The organism is Bacillus sp. FSL R5-0593 (assembly GCF_038603755.1).
Lineage (GTDB): Bacteria > Bacillota > Bacilli > Bacillales > Bacillaceae > Bacillus > Bacillus velezensis.
In genome coordinates this window covers 917,501-935,205 of sequence record NZ_CP152011.1, presented here as the reverse complement: position 1 = coordinate 935,205, position 17,705 = coordinate 917,501, and the positions used below count along the sequence as shown (strand labels likewise).

The following is a 17,705-nucleotide window of genomic DNA, read 5'->3' as shown; positions in this document are numbered from 1 at the left end:
CTTCGTCCCTTCTATATCCCGGACCCATCCGCAAACCGGAGGTCTTCCGTTTTCTCAAACTCAGAAAGCACCTTCTGCCGGACGGCCTGAAAATCCGCTGAGGTCCGATTGCGCGGATGCGGAAGCTGAATCGGCATCAGGCTGTGCAGCCGGCCGGGCTTTGCCCTGAGGATCGCCAGCTTATCGCCTAAATAGACGGATTCATCAATATCATGCGTGACCAGAATCATCGTCGTTTTTTTCTCGCGCCATATATCAAGCAGCACATCCTGCAAATGTTTTCTCGTAAAAGCGTCAAGCGCCCCGAACGGTTCATCTAAAAGCAGCACCTCCGGCTCGCGCAAAAGGGCTCTGGCGATGGCAACCCGCTGCGACATGCCGCCGGATAATTCGCGCGGATAAGCGTTCTCCGCTCCCTGCAGCCTGACAACCTCAATCAGATCATCCACTTTTTTCCGAACGGCCGGGTCGTTCATATTGAGATCGGCAGCGATGTTTTGTTTTACCGTCAGCCAGGGAAACAGCCGGTGCTCCTGAAAGATAAATCCCTGCCGGATGCCCGGTCCCGACACATTGCGGCCGTTTATTGTGACAGAGCCTTTATAATCGGTATCAAGACCGGCAATCAATTTTAAAAGCGTGCTTTTGCCGCATCCGCTCGGCCCGATGACAGTCAAAAATTCTCCCGATGCAATTGACAGCTCAATATCATTCAGCACCGGCGTTTTCCGGCCTTCATGCTCAAAAGCTTTTTCTTGTATGCTGATGGTTACAGCCATCTGTCTTCCCCTCTCTTTCTGCCGCGTGCGATCGAAAAACAAAAAGGCCCCCATCTCCGATTGCTTGCAGAGATGGGAGCCTTCGGCGGTCCGATCGGCAACCCGTTTGTTTTTAAATTTGAATATCATGTTAATTCAAATTATTCCGACTTGTCAACTGTTTTTTATAAGGATTAAAATACGCCCTCCGGCATACCCCTGCCAGAGAGCGCATCGGCTGTATCACGCATTTACTTCCTTTTCTTGGCGGGCGATTTTCAATAATGTCCGCGCGTTGTTGCCGAAAATGTTCTCTATATCTTCTTCCCGCATATTGATTTCCCGGCAGGTCCTCACCTGCTCCTGAAGATATCTGTATACATATCCTCTCGGAAATCCGTTCGAATCCGTCCCGAAGATGATCCGTTCAGCACCGATTAATTCAGATGTCTTCCGAAACAGAATTTCCAAATCAAGCGGGTACGGCATCCACCTCATCCACTGATTTGAGCCGGACGTGTCAATATACACATTCGGGCAGCTCCAGCACAGCTGCAGCAGTTCCTGATAATATCCGGCGCCGAAATGCGGAATGATGAACGGAATATCAGCATACTCTCTCGCGACGCGGTAGATGGAGAGCGGGTTGATGTTGCGATGGCTGACAATGCCCCCCGCTCTTCCTAAAAGCCCGAAGTGAATTAATACAGGCAGCCTTTTGTCAGCCAGATACGTCCACAGCTTTTTCAGCGACGGATCATGAAAATCAATGTCTGTCAGCGGCCCGAACAGTTTATATCCTTTCAGACCGAGCTCTTCTACCGCTCTTTTCAGCTCTTCATACGCATCCTCCCGCTCCAAAGGATGATATGCAAATCCGGTAAATCTCGCAGGATTGGCTTGAATAAACGCCGCCATCCGGTCATTGCTCTCTGCTGTTAAAAAATTCAGCACGTCAATGCCGTACTTATCTAATTCATTCTCCCATCTTGTCATCAAAGCGATTTCGCCGTCATCGCCCTCAACATCATGCGGATCAGGAAAATCCCAAGTCAGATTCATTCTATCTGACCGCTCCCGGTTATAATCGGAAAATGTCTTATCGTTTTTGCCGAAATAAAGGCTGTACGGCAGATGACCGTGAATATCGACAGGTTTAAAATGCTGCCGGAAAAGCATACAATCGCCGCCTCCCTTACCGCCTGACAATAAAAAAAGGCCCTTATCCAGTGAAGAATAAGAGCCTCTTGTGTCCAAGTCAGCGGTTTCTATTTTTCCTCATCTTAAACCCATTATTCCCGCCAGTCAAGTAGTCTTTCAAACCCAAACCCTTTTTCGATAATAAAAATAATTATTTTATAATCATTATAAAATAATATTGACTTTTTAATGATAGGTGATATTATGTTTTTATAAATCTAAAGAGGTGATCACATGAGTTCAAATAAATTGACAACCAGCTGGGGCGCTCCTGTCGGAGATAACCAAAACTCAATGACGGCCGGCGATCGCGGTCCTGCTTTAATACAAGACGTCCATCTGCTTGAGAAATTGGCGCACTTTAACAGAGAACGCGTTCCCGAGCGTGTCGTTCACGCAAAAGGCGCGGGCGCACACGGTTATTTTGAAGTCACAAATGACGTTACAAAATATACGAAAGCCGCATTTCTGTCAGAAGTCGGTAAACGCACGCCGCTCTTCATCCGTTTCTCAACCGTTGCGGGCGAACTGGGCTCTAGTGACACAGTGCGCGACCCGCGCGGATTTGCCGTTAAGTTTTATACAGAAGAAGGAAACTACGACATCGTCGGAAACAATACACCCGTGTTCTTCATCCGCGATGCCATCAAGTTCCCTGACTTTATCCATACACAAAAAAGAGATCCGAGAACACATCTGAAAAATCCAACGGCCGTTTGGGATTTCTGGTCTCTGTCGCCGGAATCCCTGCACCAGGTAACCATTCTGATGTCAGACCGGGGCATTCCGGCGACTCTTCGCCATATGCACGGATTCGGAAGCCATACATTTAAATGGACAAATGATAAAGGCGAAGGCGTCTGGATTAAATATCACTTTAAAACAGAGCAAGGCGTGAAAAACCTTGATGTTAATACAGCTGCAAAAATCGCGGGCGAAAATCCCGATTACCATACGGAAGATTTGTTCAATGCGATTGAAAACGGCGATTTCCCCGCATGGAAATTATATGTTCAAATCATGCCGTTAGAAGACGCAAACACATATCGCTTTGATCCGTTTGACGTCACAAAAGTATGGTCTCAAAAAGACTATCCGCTCATTGAAGTCGGCCGCATGGTTCTGAACCGCAATCCGGAAAATTACTTTGCGGAAGTAGAACAGGCGACGTTCTCTCCCGGCACATTAGTCCCCGGCGTCGACGTCTCACCTGACAAAATGCTTCAAGGCCGGTTGTTCGCATACCATGACGCGCATCGCTACCGTGTCGGCGCGAACCATCAGGCGCTGCCGATCAACCGTTCCCGCAATGAAGTGAAAAACTATCAGCGTGACGGACAAATGCGTTTTGATGATAACGGCGGCCGCTCCGTCTATTACGAGCCTAACAGCTTCGGCGGCCCGAAAGAGTCACCTGAAGATAAACAGGCGGCATATCCTGTATCAGGTTTCGCAGACAGTGTAAGCTATAATCATCATGATCATTACACACAAGCCGGCGACCTGTACCGCCTGATGAGCGAAGAAGAGCGCGCGCGCCTTGTCGCCAATATCGTCAGTGCGATGAAACCTGTGGACAAAGAAGAAATTAAGCTGCGCCAGATCGGCCACTTCTATAAAGCTGATCCTGAATACGGCAGACGCGTTGCCGAAGGACTCGGACTGCCATCACCAAAATAACATTAAAAAACCTGCCGGTCTGCCCGGCAGGTTTTTCCTGTTTATTATCAATAAAACCGTTTTTTTCTCAATTATACGAAGTGGCATGCCGCAAAATGGTGAAGCCCTTTTTCTGACAGCGCCGGACTTTTCTCAGCACATATCTTCTTGGCTGCCGGGCATCTCGTTCGGAATTTACAGCCTGAAGGCGGATCAGAGGGGCTCGGTATATCACCCTTTAAAATTATCCGCTCCCTTTTCGCTCCGGGATCGGGAACAGGCACGGCTGATAACAGCGCTTTCGTATAAGGGTGAAGCGGCCGTGAAAAGAGCTCCTCCTTTGACGCGTATTCCACAATCATCCCTAAATACATAATGGCGACCTTCGTACATAAGTGCTCCACCACGCTTAAATCATGAGAAATGAACAAATATGACAGCCCGTGCTGTTTTTGAAGGCTGCTGAACAAATTGATCATCTGCGCCTGGATGGAGACATCTAACGCCGCCACGGGTTCATCCATAATGATAAATTGCGGCTTGAGCGCCATCGCTCTTGCAATCACGATCCGCTGCCGCTGCCCTCCGGAAAATTCATGCGGATAACGGTCGATAAAGTTTGCGGAAAGTCCGCAGGCTTCAAGAACCTCCGCCGCTTTATCACGCGCGTTCCGTTTCACCGCCAATTGATGCTCGATCATCGCTTCACCGATGGCTTCTCCGATCCGGCGCCGGGGATTTAAAGAACTGAACGGATCTTGAAAGATGAGCTGCGCTTCTGATCTGAAAGTTTTGAGCTCGCGCCGGCTCATCCGAAACACATCACGCCCCTGAAAAAACACCTCTCCCGCTGTTTTTTCATGAAGCCTCAAAATGGTCTTGCCGATTGATGACTTTCCGCTGCCCGATTCTCCCGCTAAGCCGAACACTTCTCCCTTTCCTATCGTAAAACTGACACCGTCGACCGCTTTTACGGGATTTTTGCGGGTCCTTCTCATCCCCCCATGCTCCTCGTAATATTTTTTCAGCCCCTTGACCTCCAGCAACACATCACTCATCTGCTTTCTCCTCTCTGTAAAGCCAGCACGCCGCCTGATGCCCCTTCCCGAATTCAGTAAAATGCGGGCTCGATTTCCGGCATATTTCCGTGCTGTGTTCACATCGCTCCGCAAAATAACAAGACGATCCCGACAGGTCCCAAAGCTCGGGGACTTGCCCCGGAATGGTGTACAACATCTCCCTTCTTTGACCGATAACCGGCTTGGCCGCGAGCAGCCCTTTCGTATACGGATGCTTCGGATCAGAAAACAGCTTTGCAACCGGTCCTTCCTCCACAATTTTTCCCGCATACATGACAATCACATAATCAGCCATTTCAGCAACCACGCCAAGGTCATGAGTAATGAATAAAATAGACGTGCGAAATTGCTTTTTCATATCCCGCAATAAATCCAATATCTGCGCCTGAATGGTTACGTCAAGCGCTGTCGTCGGCTCGTCGGCAATGATCAGTTTCGGTTCGCAGCTTAGCGCGACAGCCGTCATGATGCGCTGCAGCATGCCGCCGCTCAGTTCATGAGGATATTGGTGCATAACCTGCTCGGCATGCGGGATCTCCACTAACGTGATCAGTTCAACGGCCCTCCGCCATGCTTCTTTCTTACTCAGCAATAAATGTTCGCGAATCGGTTCGGCCAGCTGCTCACCGATTGTAAACACCGGATTCAAAGATGTCATCGGTTCCTGAAATATCATCCCGATTTCGCTGCCGCGGATTTTCTGCATGTCTTTTGGTTTCAATTCCAACAGGTTCCGTCCGGAAAAATGCACCGCTCCCCGTTCGATTCTCCCCGTCTCGGGAATAAGCTGCATAATGGACAATGACGCCATGCTTTTCCCGCAGCCGGACTCCCCTACAATACAAACCGTTTCCTCCTCATGTATCGTAAAGCTGACATCGTCCACGGCCTTTACCGCCCCCTCCTCAGTATAAAAAGCCGTTTCCAAATGCCTCACTTCTAAAAGCGGTTTTTTCATTTCATTTTCACCTGCCGTTTTACTTTAGGATCAAAAGCGTCTCTTAAACCGTCTCCAAGCAGATGAATCGCCACAACGGTCAGAAAAATGGCCGTTCCCGGGGGAATCCACAGCCACGGACGGAGTGTAAAATCCATAAAATGATTCGCCGCTTCCATCATGTTTCCCCAAGAAGGTGTCGGCGGAGCAACGCCAAGCCCGAGAAAACTCAGCGCCGATTCACTCAGCATCGCTCCCGCCACATGCAAAGTCGCCGCTACCAGTAATAACGGCAATGTATTGGGAAGCAAATGATAGAGGATTTTCCGTTTATCACTAAGCCCCAGAACTTCCGCGGCCATCATAAACGGCTGCTCCTTGAGCGACAAAATCTGTCCGCGTACAAGCCGCGCCAGACCGGGCCATCCGATCAGGCTTAACATCATCATAATCAGGTACATTCTGTATTCAGAAGGCACTTTCCACTCCGACATCACCGCAGCCAAAATCAAAAGCAGCGGCAGTCCCGGGATGGACATGAGCATATCAGCGATGCGCATAATGATCATATCAGCGGCTCCCCGATAAAATCCGGCCGCAGCCCCGAGTAAAGAACCGATGACAAGCGACAGCACCATTGAAGCAAGCCCCACGGTCAGAGAAATCTGCCCCGCCAGCATCAGCCTCGTCAGCACATCTCTCCCGTACTGGTCAGTTCCCAGCCAATGATGGATTCCCGGCTGCTGATTGGCATTTGAAATATCCGTCCGATCTGTTATGTACGGAGAAAAAGACGGCCCGATAAAGCACAATAAAAACATAAAACATAAGAAAAGAAGACTGATGACCGTCAGCTTATGCTGCAGCAGACGGCGGTACGTCTGCTTCCAAAGAGAAGGCGGCGCCCCTTTTTGTTTTTTCATTCCGAACACCCCCTATTTCAGCCTGACCCGCGGATCAACCGCGGCATAAGCGATATCCGCCAAGAAGTTCCCCACAATCGTTAAACAAGACAAAAACAAGGTAAACGCCATCAAAACCGGATAATCACGATAATGCACAGATTCCAGCTGAATACGCCCGACACCCGGCCACCCGAAAATCTGTTCAATAATGATGGCTCCGGAAAACAGTCCCGGCAGTTCAAAAGCAAGCAGGGTGATGGCCGGAATGAGCGCGTTTTTCAACGCATGTTTCCAGATGACGGTGCGCTCTTTCAATCCCTTCGCTCTCGCCGTTCTGATATAATCCTGTCTGATCACGTCCAGCATGCCGGAGCGGAAATACCTTGTCAGCGAGCCGATGCCGAGCATAGATAAAATCACGACCGGAAGAATTATATGTCTGGCGGCTTCAAGCACGTACGAAAAACCTGTACTCGTGCTTCCGGTATCAATCATCCCGCCGACGGGCAATATTTTCAAATCCACCCCAAACCACTTAATAAACAGAAGGCTGATAAAAAAAGACGGGAACGCCATGGAAGCAAAAACAAGAAACGTCACGATCCCGTCAAACCATGAGTATTTCCTGACAGCGGATATGACACCCGTTATCATCGCGGCTGACCATGTGACAAGCAACGCCAAAAACGCGACAAAAAACGAATTCCAGACATATTTCCGAAGCAGTGACAGGACGTTCTCCTGATATTTCAAAGAAAACCCAAAATCTCCGCTGAGCACATTTCCGAGCCATGTCACATAGCGCTGCCAAATCGGCTGATCCAGCCCGTAAAGCGCTTTTAACTCCTGCGCTCTTTCAGGAGTCAGGTTTACATTGGAATCAATATAGTCGCCCGGCAGCATGGCGAATAAGAAAAAAATAATAAAGGACGTACCGAATAAGATCACAAGCATTTGAATGAATCGTTCTGCGGCATACCGTTTCACAAAAAGCCCCTCCTTTCCGCTGAAAGGGCAAAATCCCCAGGATGCACCGGGTATTTTGCCCAACCGTTCTATTGAATTGAGACATTTGAGAGACTTGAACTGATTCCAGAATAATTGTCAGGCTCAAGCCCTTTTATTTTTCCGCTGACCGCCCTTGCGCTCTGACGGTAATGAATCAGAATGTAAGGCGGGTTTTCCCCGAGCTCCCGGTACAGCTGGTGATAAATCTCTTTTCTTTTGCTGATATCAAGCGTGCCGGCTCCTTTCTCTATCAGCCGGTCCGCTTTCGGATTGGAATACCCCGTTACATTATTGGGATGGCCGGAAGCCAGCTTTTCCACCGTGTCATTCGGATCAAGAATCTGCGAGGTGGAAACGGCGGCAAGGTCATATTGTTTGTCATTTATTTTCGCTACTTCTGTATTAAAATCCATCACTTCCGGCTTTAATGAGATTCCGATGTCCGCGTAATTTTCTTTCGCGATCGGGATGAAATCATCATCCGCTTTAGACGTGTAATAGCTGATTTCAAGCTTTTTGCCGTTTTTTTCACGTACACCGTCTTTGCCCGTTTTCCAGCCTGCTTCATCGAGAAGCTTTTTGGCTTTTTCAGGGTTAAACGCGTACCGATTGACATCTTTGTCATCATAAGCCCACGAAACCGGAGACACCGGCACATTCGCGACTTCTCCGTAGCGTTTAAAGCGGACATCGACGATTTTTTGACGGTCAAGTCCGTAAATAAGCGCCTGGCACACTTTCTTATCTCGAAAAGGCGGACGCTTGTGATTGACGTACACAAGCCCGTAATCATTCACGACAGATACGCTTATATTGGCAAAACCGAGACTTTTTAAATGCTGAACCGTATCATCATCAGGTGAAAAAGAAGCGTAATCAAGGTCACCCGTTTCAAACAGCTGAAGGGAAGTTGACGGATCGATAATTTTATAAATCAGCTTTTCGGTTTTTGGTTTTCCTGCATAATAGTGTTCATTAGCCTGATAGCGTATTTCCTGTCCCGGAAGATATTCTGTAAATTGATAAGGTCCCGCTCCGAGCGGTTTGGCATAAAGCTCTTTTAAATAGTCCAGTTTGCCGAATTGATAATTCTTTCCGTAGTAGGATTCTGACAGCACCTGCCCGCCTAAAAGAAGCAGCGACTTCGCACTGACTTTCTCAGTCGTGATTTGAATGGTTCTGTCATCAAGGACGCGAATGCCCTCTATCGTCTTTGCCTTTCCTTCTTTGTAAGCCTTGCCGCCTTTAATATAGGCCGTGGTGATATCTTCATAGCCCGCGTACGCAGGATCATGCAGCAGTGTTAAAGTGAATGCGGCATCCTTTGCGGTCAGCGGTGAACCGTCGCTGAAAACAAGATTTTTTCTTAAACGGAACGTGTAGGTAAGCTGATCCTTGGAAATTTTCCAGCTTTCCGCAAGAGCCGGGGCAGGCTTCCCCGTTTTATCCAGTTTGACTAACGGTTCAAAAATAGGATCTGTCGCATTTCCATCCCAGCCGTTTTCGTAAAAGTACGGCAGAAACACACCGCCCGGCGCGGAAATCCCAGCAACAAAAGTGTCAGTTCTGGCTTTCGATTTAGCGGGAATGGCCGCCGGATGAGAAGCTTTAAATTCCTTTGTCTTGACATGGGCAATACGTGTTTCTTCCTTTTTATCCGCCGCAGATGACGGTTCTTCCCCGGCGCTCCCTAACGCGCACCCTGATAACATGATGGATACCGACAGCGCGAGTACCGTTGTTTTCAACCTCCATTTTCTCTCCTTCATCTTTATCGAACCCCCGCATGCTTTTCATCTATCTTTATATAAATCTGCTCCATCTGTTCCTCATTTCTCATAATCTCCCGTTTGTTTTTCTCTACAAGCAGTTCGAAATTCAATGTGTATTTTCTGTACTTTTTTCGTTTTTTGCTCTTTTTGCGTACATGTGATACCTTTTTTAACGCCACTTTTATCCCTCCGCTTTTCATTTCATTCATGACTTTCACGCAAAAAAGGCCCTTATCTGTTTAAAAGATAAGAGCCTTCGGTGATCCGATCAGCCATCGTTTGGAAATATGTAATGATTATGTTAATTCATACAATCCCTACCTGTCAACTATAATTTAAAATATCGTTTCCTTCCGGGGGTTTTCCTCATACACTCTCTCATTTTTCCGCATATGCTAGAAAACATAGCAGAGTACAAGTGAAAGTGAGTGAGAGTGTGGAAAAGACAACATTGACCGGTCGCATCGTCAAAAAAGATGACCCGGACTATAATGCTGCAAGAACCAATATCAATTTAAGCCTGCAAAGATATCCAGACATCATTGTGTTTTGTCAAAACAAACATGACGCCCTCAATGCGGTGAGATGGGCGCGTGAGAACAATGTGCCTTTCCGTATCAGAGGCGGAAGACACAGCTACGAAAATTTTTCCCTGTTAAATGACGGACTAGTCATTGATCTCAGTGAAATGAAGAAAATAAGAGTAAATGAGGATAAGCGGCTGGTCTCGATTGAAGCGGGAGCCGAATTGGGGGAAGTCTACCGGACACTTTGGCGGTACGGATTGACCCTTCCTGCGGGAACCATTGCGAATGTGGGAATCACGGGGCTGACGCTCGGGGGAGGAATCGGATATTTAACAAGGACAGCCGGACTTACTTGCGATCGTCTCCTCCAGCTCGAAATGATCATAGCGGACGAAAAAGCGGGTGCTGACTTGATCACAGTCAACCGTTCAAAGCACTCTGATCTATTTTGGGCGTCTCAGGGAGGAGGGGGAGGCAACTTCGGCATTGTCACATCCATGATGTTTAAAGCCGTACCGATCTCGTGCGTGTCTGTTTTTTCTGTCACTTGGGGCTGGGATGATTTTGAGGAAGTATTTAACACATGGCAGCGCTGGGCTCCATTTATAGACAACCGGCTTACCTCATCAATTCAGTTTTGGCCTAAGGAAGTAAACCGCATAGAAGCGCTCGGTCAATTTACCGGGACAAAAGATGAGCTGAAAGAACTGCTGGCTCCGTTAATGAAAGCGGGAAAACCGGCAAGCGGAATGGTCAAGACAGTGCCATTTATTAAAGCGGCAGCCTTTTTTAACAGCTCGGGAGGCAATCAGCCGCAAAAGATGAAGCGGTCAGGATCCTTTATTGAAAAACCATTATCAACACGCGCGATTTCCACTTTAAAGCGCTATTTAGAGCACGCTCCGAACGAAAACGCCAGTGTGTGGCAGCAATCTCTCGGCGGGGCGGCCGGACGGATCGCTCCGGACCAAACGGCATTCTACTATCGCAACGCAATCATTGCCCAAGAATATATTACAACTTGGACATCTGCTGAAGAAGAAAGACAAAATGTCCGCTGGATCGAAGGACTGAGAACGTCCCTATCAAGAGAAACGATGGGAGATTACGTGAATTGGCCTGATAGAGAAATCAGAAACTGGCTGCAAACGTATTACGGAGAAAATGTTCACCGCCTCCGTCAAGTCAAAACGAAATACGATCCGGAAAATATATTCCGCTTTGAACAGAGCATTCCGCCGCTTCGCCGTTCACCGTTTTTCTAAAAAAGATGAAGATGGGCAAACTCCATCTTCATCTTTTCTTTTATTGATATAAGCGGCTTCCCTTCTCTGCAAACTCTTTTGCTTTTTCTTTCAGCCCTTCGTTGACGGCCTCGTCTTCAGTAAGTCCGTTTTCCTTCGCATAATCACGAATATCCTGAGAAATTCTCATACTGCAGAACTTCGGACCGCACATCGAACAGAAGTGAGCCGTTTTTGCGCCTTCAGCCGGCAGCGTTTCATCATGATATTCCATTGCTCTTTCAGGATCAAGCGACAAATGAAATTGATCACGCCACCGGAATTCAAACCGCGCCTTAGACAGAGCATCGTCACGGATCTGTGCACCCGGATGCCCTTTAGCAAGGTCTGCGGCATGTGCCGCGATTTTGTACGTGATGACACCTTCTCTTACATCATCACGATTCGGCAGCCCCAAATGCTCCTTCGGCGTGACATAGCAAAGCATCGCCGTCCCGTACCAGCCGATCATCGCCGCGCCGATTGCTGAAGTAATGTGGTCATAACCCGGAGCGATATCCGTCGTTAATGGTCCGAGCGTGTAAAAAGGCGCCTCTTTACAAATTTCCAGCTGCTTGTCCATGTTTTCCTTAATTTTATGCATCGGCACATGACCCGGTCCTTCGATCATCACTTGCACATCGTGCTTCCACGCAATCTCCGTCAATTCTCCGAGAGTCTCCAATTCCGCAAACTGCGCTTCATCATTGGCATCCGCAATCGAACCGGGGCGAAGCCCGTCACCAAGAGAAAAAGCGATATCATAGGCCTTCATAATTTCACAAATGTCTTCAAAATGCGTGTACAGAAAGCTTTCCTGATGATGAGCCAGGCACCATTGCGCCATGATTGCCCCGCCGCGGGATACGATTCCCGTCGTGCGTTTAGCCGTTAACGGGACGTAACGAAGCAGTACGCCGGCATGGATGGTGAAATAATCCACGCCCTGCTCCGCCTGCTCAATCAATGTGTCACGATAAATGTCCCACGTTAAATCCTCGGCAATGCCATTTACTTTTTCAAGCGCCTGATAAATCGGCACCGTCCCCACAGGCACGGGGCAGTTGCGGATAATCCATTCACGCGTCGTATGAATGTCTTTTCCCGTGGATAAGTCCATCATCGTATCGGCGCCCCAGCGAATCGCCCACGTCATTTTTTCGACTTCTTCTTCGATAGAAGATGTAACAGCCGAGTTGCCGATATTTGCATTAATTTTCACATGAAAATTCCGGCCGATAATCATCGGCTCGCTTTCCGGGTGGTTGACGTTAGAAGGAATAATCGCCCGGCCGCTCGCCACCTCTTCCCTGACAAATTCGGGAGACACATGCTCACGTATTGCGATAAACTCCATTTCCGGCGTAATGATGCCTTTTCTCGCATAATGCAATTGTGTTACATTTTTCCCCGGCTTGGCCCGAAGCGGTTTCCGCTGTAGGCCGGGGTATTCGGCGGTACGGCCCTCTTTTTTATAGCCGTTGTCTTCAGGTCTCACGGTCCGGCCGTTATATTCTTCTACATCTCCGCGCCCGGTAATCCACTTTGTGCGGAGCGCCCCCAGCCCTTCATGAATATCAATCTGTACATCTGGGTCTGTATACGGCCCGCTCGTATCATAAACACGGACCGGCGCATTCTCCTCTTCCCCGAATGCCCCCGTAGTCGCACTCAGGCTGATTTCCCGCATCGGCACTCGTATATCGGGCGAAGAACCTTCTGCATAAACCTTTTTACTGCCGGAAAAACTCGACATAATGGAAATGTTCGCTTGCTGTACTGATTGATTTTGCATACAAATCTCTCCTTTATCATTTGAATAACAGAACCAAGCTCAGCACCAGCACAAAAAAACCGGGTTCAAAGAAGAACCCGGTTTTGCAGTCAGAAAGAAACTATTATTGTTTTCATCAACAATAATAAAACCTTTACTTCCCCACGCTGGTACGAACCAGATCAGGTCCAAAGGGTTAAGAAGCCGCCGCTTCTCTCTCAGCCCGCTCAGACGGGCACCCCCAGTAACTATTGATTTCGCTCTCATCGTAACATAAGTTGTGTACAAAAAAAAGCATATTATCAAAATTCAGATAACGGTAAGGTCATAAGCTCTGTTTCCCGAACGCCTTTTTCGGTATTAAAAACCCGATAACCCTTTGCGGTTTCCCGGGAGGAGACAGCCCGGAACAGCTGACCGTCTTTATAATGAAGCGCAGCGCCGTCATCAGCGGCATAGCCCTCCCTGAGTTTCTTTTCTGAAATCAGACGGTGATACACCGGCCGGCGCTCCGCTTCTCCGTCATAGTGCGGACAAAAGCTTCCCCGCAAAAATCCTAAAGCTCTTAACTCTCTCAAATCTCCAGCTGAATCCGTCACTCCTTCTTCATACCAGCAAATCGCCCCGGCGCTGAGACCCGCCAACATGATGCCGTTTTCCCAAGCCTCACGAAGAATAAGGTCAAGCCCCCACTCTTTCCATAAGACAAGCATATTGCGCGTATTTCCGCCGCCGACATATATAATATCTTTCTTCATGAGAAAGGATCTGAGATCAGAACCCGGCGGTTTAAACAGCGACAAGTGATCCGGCTCACACCGCAGCTTTTGAAAAGCCTGATAAAACCTGCCGATATAATTCTCCGAATCTCCGCTTGCCGTCGGCAAAAAACAAATTTTCGGCTTTGACCGCGCCGACTGCTCTAAAATATACTGATCCAGCACAAGATGATCCGGCTCCATGGAAAAGCCCCCGCCGCCCATTGCAATAATCTGCTTCAATGTCATCACCTCTTTTTTCCTCTAGTATAACAGCTCATAAAAAGGCGTTACCCCCCATTCCGGATACCGCCTTTAAAAAGTATTTGTTATCTGAAAAATGAAAACGCACCGTATAACACAACGGAGATCCCCGCGGCGATAAGCGCCGGAACAAGCTTCGAACGGGCATACTTCACAACATCGATCCCCAACACCGTACAGGTTGTCACCGTATTATCACTGAGAGGAGAAGCAAACGCTCCAAATGTTCCGCTCGCAAACACGGCCCCGATCGCTAATAATAAGCTGGTATGTGACTGTACCGCCAGCGTTACGCCGAGCGGCATTAATAGCCCCCAAGTCCCCCAGGATGACCCGATAAAATAGGATATAACAGCCCCCAGTATAAAAAGAGACGGCGCAATAAACATATGAGGGATCCATGACGTTAAATGAGATGTAACATATTTCGAGAATCCCAGATCTTCAGATACTGCTGTTACGGCCCAAATCAGCGATAACATAATAATAACGTTGACCAATTCGTTTCCGCCCTTAATAAAATGGGTAACAAGCTCGCCTGCATGAAAACGCTGAAACATAAAAAGAGCAAATGCTGCAATAACCGCTGCCAATAATGCGGTTAACATGACGCCAAGCATATCGCTTTTGATAAAAGCATTCAAAAACCCTTGTGCTTTTGAATGGCCGTCCCACCAACTGAGAAAGAGTGTTAATAGCAAAAACAGCCCGATCGGAATGATTAAATTCCAAGGCCGAATCGGTGTTTCCTTAATATAAGCACGGTGCGCCGAATCCAGCTCCTCCTGCTGGTCAGCATGCTCATCACTTTCGAACATTCCCGTATGTCCATCGTGAATATCTGAGATCGTCCCTGTTTCCATGTTGAATGAACCTGAGCCTTTTGAAAGCAACACACCGCTGTTCCGCGGAATCGGTTCCGTATTTTTGTTATGTTTGCGAGCAGAAGTTTGTCCGCTCTTTTCTGTTTTTTCTAAGCTTTCGTCCGCTTTTTGTTTCTTAAAAAAGCAGTAATAAATTCCGACTACTATAATCACAATGGAGAAAAAATTGAAGGGAATACTTTTCACATACACCGTGTAAGCCGGCTGATCTATTCCTGACGTTTTAAGGGCCTGTCCGATAATGGAAACCATGTAGCCGACAAATGCCGTTGCTATCGGAATCAAGGCAATGACAGGGTTTGCCGTAAACTCAATGGCATACGCAATTTTCTGTTTCGACAGGTCCAGACGCTTGCTTAAAGCTTTCATGATCGGTGCAATTGTGACGATGCGAAAGTCCGGTTCACTGAACGTGCCAAATGTCGACAGCCATGCAAGCAGCATCGCACCTTTTTTGGTTTTAACTTTTTTACTGATCAAATGGACGAATCCTTTTATCCCGCCGGTCAGCTTTATAATCCCTACAAGGCCGGCAAATGAATATAGAAACACAATGATTCTAATATTATTGGTGACGACAATGTTGCTGATTACATATTGAACCATATGTTCAATCCCGCCAAGCAAGCTGGGATGCAAAAGATAGCTTCCGACCAGCAAACCGACAAACAGACCGGACTGCACTTGCTTTGTAATGATTGAAATAGGAATGACCAGAATAAATGGGATAAGACAAGCCCAAGTCCCTTCCATAAAAAACACCTCTTTCAAAGAACTTTTTGTTAGTATCTTTGAAAAAAGCGGATTTATACAATCTGCACGCGTATCATGTTTTCACAAGCCTTGGAGGATATTTTCACACAAAAAAAAAGGCTTCTACATATTGTAGAAGCCTTTGTATACCGGTGGCCGGGGTCGAACCGGCACTCCAGAAGGAACACGATTTTGAGTCGTGCGCGTCTGCCAATTCCGCCACACCGGCATGTAATTCGTCGTGTTCAACCGACGTATATAAATATAACATGTATTTCATAAAACGTCAACGGTTTTAGCAAAGTTTTTTAAATGGTAATGCAGTATATACGATACAAGCAAGAAACTTATATTGATAGTCATTACGTTTTTATTATATAAAAAAAGTGATCTGCAATATGCAAATCACTCTCATATATGTTTTATAATGTGAAAACTGATGACCAATTTAACATAGTTCGTTCAAAGTTAAATTGGTGCCGAGGGCCGGACTTGAACCGGCACGGTAGTCACCTACCGCAGGATTTTAAGTCCTGTGTGTCTGCCAATTCCACCACCCCGGCAATAGAAAGGCGACACCCGGATTCGAACCGGGGATAAAGGTTTTGCAGACCTCTGCCTTACCACTTGGCTATGCCGCCGTAATTTGGAGCGGAAGACGGGATTCGAACCCGCGACCCCCACCTTGGCAAGGTGATGTTCTACCACTGAACTACTTCCGCAACATGTAAAAGAACTTAATACATCTTATGCTGTTGTTTTTAAAAAAATGCAACTGGGCTAGCTGGATTCGAACCAACGCATGACGGAGTCAAAGTCCGTTGCCTTACCGCTTGGCTATAGCCCAATGATAATATGGGGCGATTGATGGGAATCGAACCCACGAGTGCCAGAGCCACAATCTGGTGCGTTAACCACTTCGCCACAACCGCCATAATCTGAAGATGAATAAATAATATAGTGGCAGGGGCAGTAGGAATCGAACCCACACCGGAGGTTTTGGAGACCTCTGTTCTACCGTTAAACTATGCCCCTATTTATAAAATGGTGGAGGGGGGCAGATTCGAACTGCCGAACCCTGAGGGAGCGGATTTACAGTCCGCCGCGTTTAGCCACTTCGCTACCCCTCCATCATTTAGAGTGCCGGCCAGAGGACTTGAACCCCCAACCTACTGATTACAAGTCAGTTGCTCTACCAATTGAGCTAGACCGGCAAATGGTGGCTCGGGACGGAATCGAACCGCCGACACACGGATTTTCAGTCCGTTGCTCTACCAACTGAGCTACCGAGCCTTTTTATAAATGGCGGTCCGGACGGGACTCGAACCCGCGACCTCCTGCGTGACAGGCAGGCATTCTAACCAACTGAACTACCGGACCATTTTTTTGGTTGCGGGGGCAGGATTTGAACCTGCGACCTTCGGGTTATGAGCCCGACGAGCTACCGAACTGCTCCACCCCGCGATGATAATGGTGGAGGATGACGGGCTCGAACCGCCGACCCTCTGCTTGTAAGGCAGATGCTCTCCCAGCTGAGCTAATCCTCCATCATATAAGTGACCCGTACGGGATTCGAACCCGTGTTACCGCCGTGAAAGGGCGGTGTCTTAACCGCTTGACCAACGGGCCCTGGTATTTTTTCGTTTGTTATGTATTGATAATTAGTGGCGGAGAGCAAGGGATTCGAACCCTTGAGACGGGGTTACCGCCTACACGATTTCCAATCGTGCTCCTTCGGCCACTCGGACAGCTCTCCATAAATGGCTCCGCAGGTAGGATTCGAACCTACGACCGATCGGTTAACAGCCGATAGCTCTACCACTGAGCTACTGCGGAATGAAGTCTGCCTGGCGATGTCCTACTCTCACAGGGGGAAACCCCCGACTACCATCGGCGCTGAAGAGCTTAACTTCCGTGTTCGGCATGGGAACGGGTGTGACCTCTTCGCCATCATCACCAGACGTTTTAGTGACATGTATTATTATACTATGTATTTCAGAAAAAGCAAGAGTTTTTTTAAAAAATTCTCTCAAAACTAGATAACAGTAAGCATACATTCAAATTGGTTAAGTCCTCGATCGATTAGTATCTGTCAGCTCCATGTGTCGCCACACTTCCACCTCAGACCTATCAACCTGATCATC

General features: G+C 47.9%; 13 protein-coding genes, 16 tRNA genes, 2 rRNA genes and 1 riboswitch (1 of these 32 cut by a window edge). Of the genes, 2 read left to right on the top strand and 29 right to left on the bottom strand.

Going from position 1 to position 17,705, the window contains the following annotated elements:
• Nucleotides 1-11: 11 nt before the first annotated feature.
• Nucleotides 12-779 carry an ABC transporter ATP-binding protein gene (locus NYE36_RS04615; RefSeq protein ID WP_014417255.1) on the bottom strand — a complete coding sequence of 256 codons (768 nt, stop codon included), beginning with the start codon at nucleotides 777-779 and terminating at the stop codon, nucleotides 12-14.
• 222 nt (nucleotides 780-1,001) lie between these two features.
• The gene (locus NYE36_RS04610; protein WP_265451307.1) at nucleotides 1,002-1,937 is read right to left on the bottom strand and encodes an amidohydrolase family protein; all 936 of its coding nucleotides are present in this window, start codon (nucleotides 1,935-1,937) and stop codon (nucleotides 1,002-1,004) included.
• 255 nt (nucleotides 1,938-2,192) lie between these two features.
• Between NYE36_RS04610 and katA the strand changes: the two genes are divergently transcribed.
• The gene (gene katA / locus NYE36_RS04605) at nucleotides 2,193-3,638 is read left to right on the top strand and encodes a catalase KatA (RefSeq protein WP_077391951.1); all 1,446 of its coding nucleotides are present in this window, start codon (nucleotides 2,193-2,195) and stop codon (nucleotides 3,636-3,638) included.
• A gap of 71 nt (nucleotides 3,639-3,709) precedes the next feature.
• Here katA and NYE36_RS04600 read toward each other — a convergent pair whose 3' ends face one another.
• The 6 genes from NYE36_RS04600 to NYE36_RS04575 all read right to left on the bottom strand — a co-directional run bounded on the left by NYE36_RS04600 (nucleotide 3,710) and on the right by NYE36_RS04575 (nucleotide 9,497).
• Nucleotides 3,710-4,675, bottom strand: a complete 966-nt coding sequence (locus tag NYE36_RS04600; protein WP_094032143.1) for an ABC transporter ATP-binding protein — start codon at nucleotides 4,673-4,675, stop codon at nucleotides 3,710-3,712.
• Complete coding sequence (locus NYE36_RS04595) at nucleotides 4,668-5,654, bottom strand: ABC transporter ATP-binding protein (protein ID WP_094032142.1); 987 nt, start codon at nucleotides 5,652-5,654, stop codon at nucleotides 4,668-4,670. The genes NYE36_RS04600 and NYE36_RS04595 overlap by 8 nt, the downstream gene beginning before the upstream one ends.
• Complete coding sequence (gene opp4C / locus NYE36_RS04590) at nucleotides 5,651-6,556, bottom strand: oligopeptide ABC transporter permease (protein ID WP_033574444.1); 906 nt, start codon at nucleotides 6,554-6,556, stop codon at nucleotides 5,651-5,653. Before opp4C ends, NYE36_RS04595 begins: the two co-directional genes overlap by 4 nt.
• 12 nt (nucleotides 6,557-6,568) lie before the next feature.
• On the bottom strand, nucleotides 6,569-7,525 hold the full coding sequence (locus NYE36_RS04585; RefSeq protein ID WP_064115715.1) for an ABC transporter permease: 957 nt from the start codon (nucleotides 7,523-7,525) through the stop codon (nucleotides 6,569-6,571).
• A gap of 68 nt (nucleotides 7,526-7,593) precedes the next feature.
• Entirely contained in the window at nucleotides 7,594-9,315 is a 1,722-nt protein-coding gene (locus NYE36_RS04580; protein WP_064115714.1) for an ABC transporter substrate-binding protein, read from the bottom strand.
• 2 nt (nucleotides 9,316-9,317) lie between these two features.
• Nucleotides 9,318-9,497 carry an FbpB family small basic protein gene (locus tag NYE36_RS04575; protein WP_015417079.1) on the bottom strand — a complete coding sequence of 60 codons (180 nt, stop codon included), beginning with the start codon at nucleotides 9,495-9,497 and terminating at the stop codon, nucleotides 9,318-9,320.
• Between the two features lie 257 nt (nucleotides 9,498-9,754).
• On the opposite strand from NYE36_RS04575, the gene NYE36_RS04570 reads away from it, so the two are divergent.
• Entirely contained in the window at nucleotides 9,755-11,110 is a 1,356-nt protein-coding gene (locus NYE36_RS04570) for an FAD-binding oxidoreductase (RefSeq protein ID WP_241458073.1), read from the top strand.
• Between the two features lie 40 nt (nucleotides 11,111-11,150).
• On the opposite strand, the gene thiC is transcribed toward NYE36_RS04570, so the two are convergent.
• From thiC to NYE36_RS04465, 21 genes are all read right to left on the bottom strand, one after another.
• Complete coding sequence (gene thiC / locus NYE36_RS04565; protein ID WP_064115713.1) at nucleotides 11,151-12,923, bottom strand: phosphomethylpyrimidine synthase ThiC; 1,773 nt, start codon at nucleotides 12,921-12,923, stop codon at nucleotides 11,151-11,153.
• 121 nt (nucleotides 12,924-13,044) lie between these two features.
• A riboswitch (TPP riboswitch) is annotated at nucleotides 13,045-13,155 on the bottom strand.
• A gap of 49 nt (nucleotides 13,156-13,204) precedes the next feature.
• The gene (locus NYE36_RS04560; protein ID WP_033574442.1) at nucleotides 13,205-13,903 is read right to left on the bottom strand and encodes a Type 1 glutamine amidotransferase-like domain-containing protein; all 699 of its coding nucleotides are present in this window, start codon (nucleotides 13,901-13,903) and stop codon (nucleotides 13,205-13,207) included.
• Nucleotides 13,904-13,989: 86 nt separating this feature from the next.
• Complete coding sequence (locus NYE36_RS04555) at nucleotides 13,990-15,561, bottom strand: Na+/H+ antiporter NhaC family protein (RefSeq protein ID WP_033574441.1); 1,572 nt, start codon at nucleotides 15,559-15,561, stop codon at nucleotides 13,990-13,992.
• A 147-nt stretch (nucleotides 15,562-15,708) separates the two neighbouring features.
• Nucleotides 15,709-15,790: transfer RNA gene (locus NYE36_RS04550), tRNA-Leu, on the bottom strand.
• Nucleotides 15,791-16,035: 245 nt separating this feature from the next.
• Nucleotides 16,036-16,124 (bottom strand) — tRNA-Leu (locus NYE36_RS04545).
• A gap of 7 nt (nucleotides 16,125-16,131) precedes the next feature.
• Nucleotides 16,132-16,202, bottom strand: a tRNA-Cys gene (locus NYE36_RS04540).
• 6 nt (nucleotides 16,203-16,208) lie between these two features.
• Nucleotides 16,209-16,283 (bottom strand) — tRNA-Gly (locus NYE36_RS04535).
• 53 nt (nucleotides 16,284-16,336) lie between these two features.
• A tRNA-Gln gene (locus NYE36_RS04530) sits at nucleotides 16,337-16,408 on the bottom strand.
• A gap of 9 nt (nucleotides 16,409-16,417) precedes the next feature.
• Nucleotides 16,418-16,493: transfer RNA gene (locus NYE36_RS04525), tRNA-His, on the bottom strand.
• A gap of 29 nt (nucleotides 16,494-16,522) precedes the next feature.
• Nucleotides 16,523-16,596: transfer RNA gene (locus NYE36_RS04520), tRNA-Trp, on the bottom strand.
• Between the two features lie 10 nt (nucleotides 16,597-16,606).
• Nucleotides 16,607-16,691 (bottom strand) — tRNA-Tyr (locus NYE36_RS04515).
• 11 nt (nucleotides 16,692-16,702) lie between these two features.
• Nucleotides 16,703-16,775 (bottom strand) — tRNA-Thr (locus NYE36_RS04510).
• Nucleotides 16,776-16,778: 3 nt separating this feature from the next.
• Nucleotides 16,779-16,854: transfer RNA gene (locus tag NYE36_RS04505), tRNA-Phe, on the bottom strand.
• 10 nt (nucleotides 16,855-16,864) lie between these two features.
• Nucleotides 16,865-16,941, bottom strand: a tRNA-Asp gene (locus NYE36_RS04500).
• Nucleotides 16,942-16,948: 7 nt separating this feature from the next.
• A tRNA-Met gene (locus NYE36_RS04495) sits at nucleotides 16,949-17,025 on the bottom strand.
• A 7-nt stretch (nucleotides 17,026-17,032) separates the two neighbouring features.
• Nucleotides 17,033-17,108, bottom strand: a tRNA-Val gene (locus NYE36_RS04490).
• Nucleotides 17,109-17,118: 10 nt separating this feature from the next.
• Nucleotides 17,119-17,190, bottom strand: a tRNA-Glu gene (locus NYE36_RS04485).
• Between the two features lie 36 nt (nucleotides 17,191-17,226).
• Nucleotides 17,227-17,317: transfer RNA gene (locus tag NYE36_RS04480), tRNA-Ser, on the bottom strand.
• A gap of 5 nt (nucleotides 17,318-17,322) precedes the next feature.
• A tRNA-Asn gene (locus NYE36_RS04475) sits at nucleotides 17,323-17,397 on the bottom strand.
• 9 nt (nucleotides 17,398-17,406) lie between these two features.
• A 5S ribosomal RNA gene (rrf, locus tag NYE36_RS04470) occupies nucleotides 17,407-17,522 on the bottom strand.
• 101 nt (nucleotides 17,523-17,623) lie between these two features.
• Nucleotides 17,624-17,705: ribosomal RNA gene (locus NYE36_RS04465) — 23S ribosomal RNA — on the bottom strand (it continues 2,848 nt past the right edge of the window).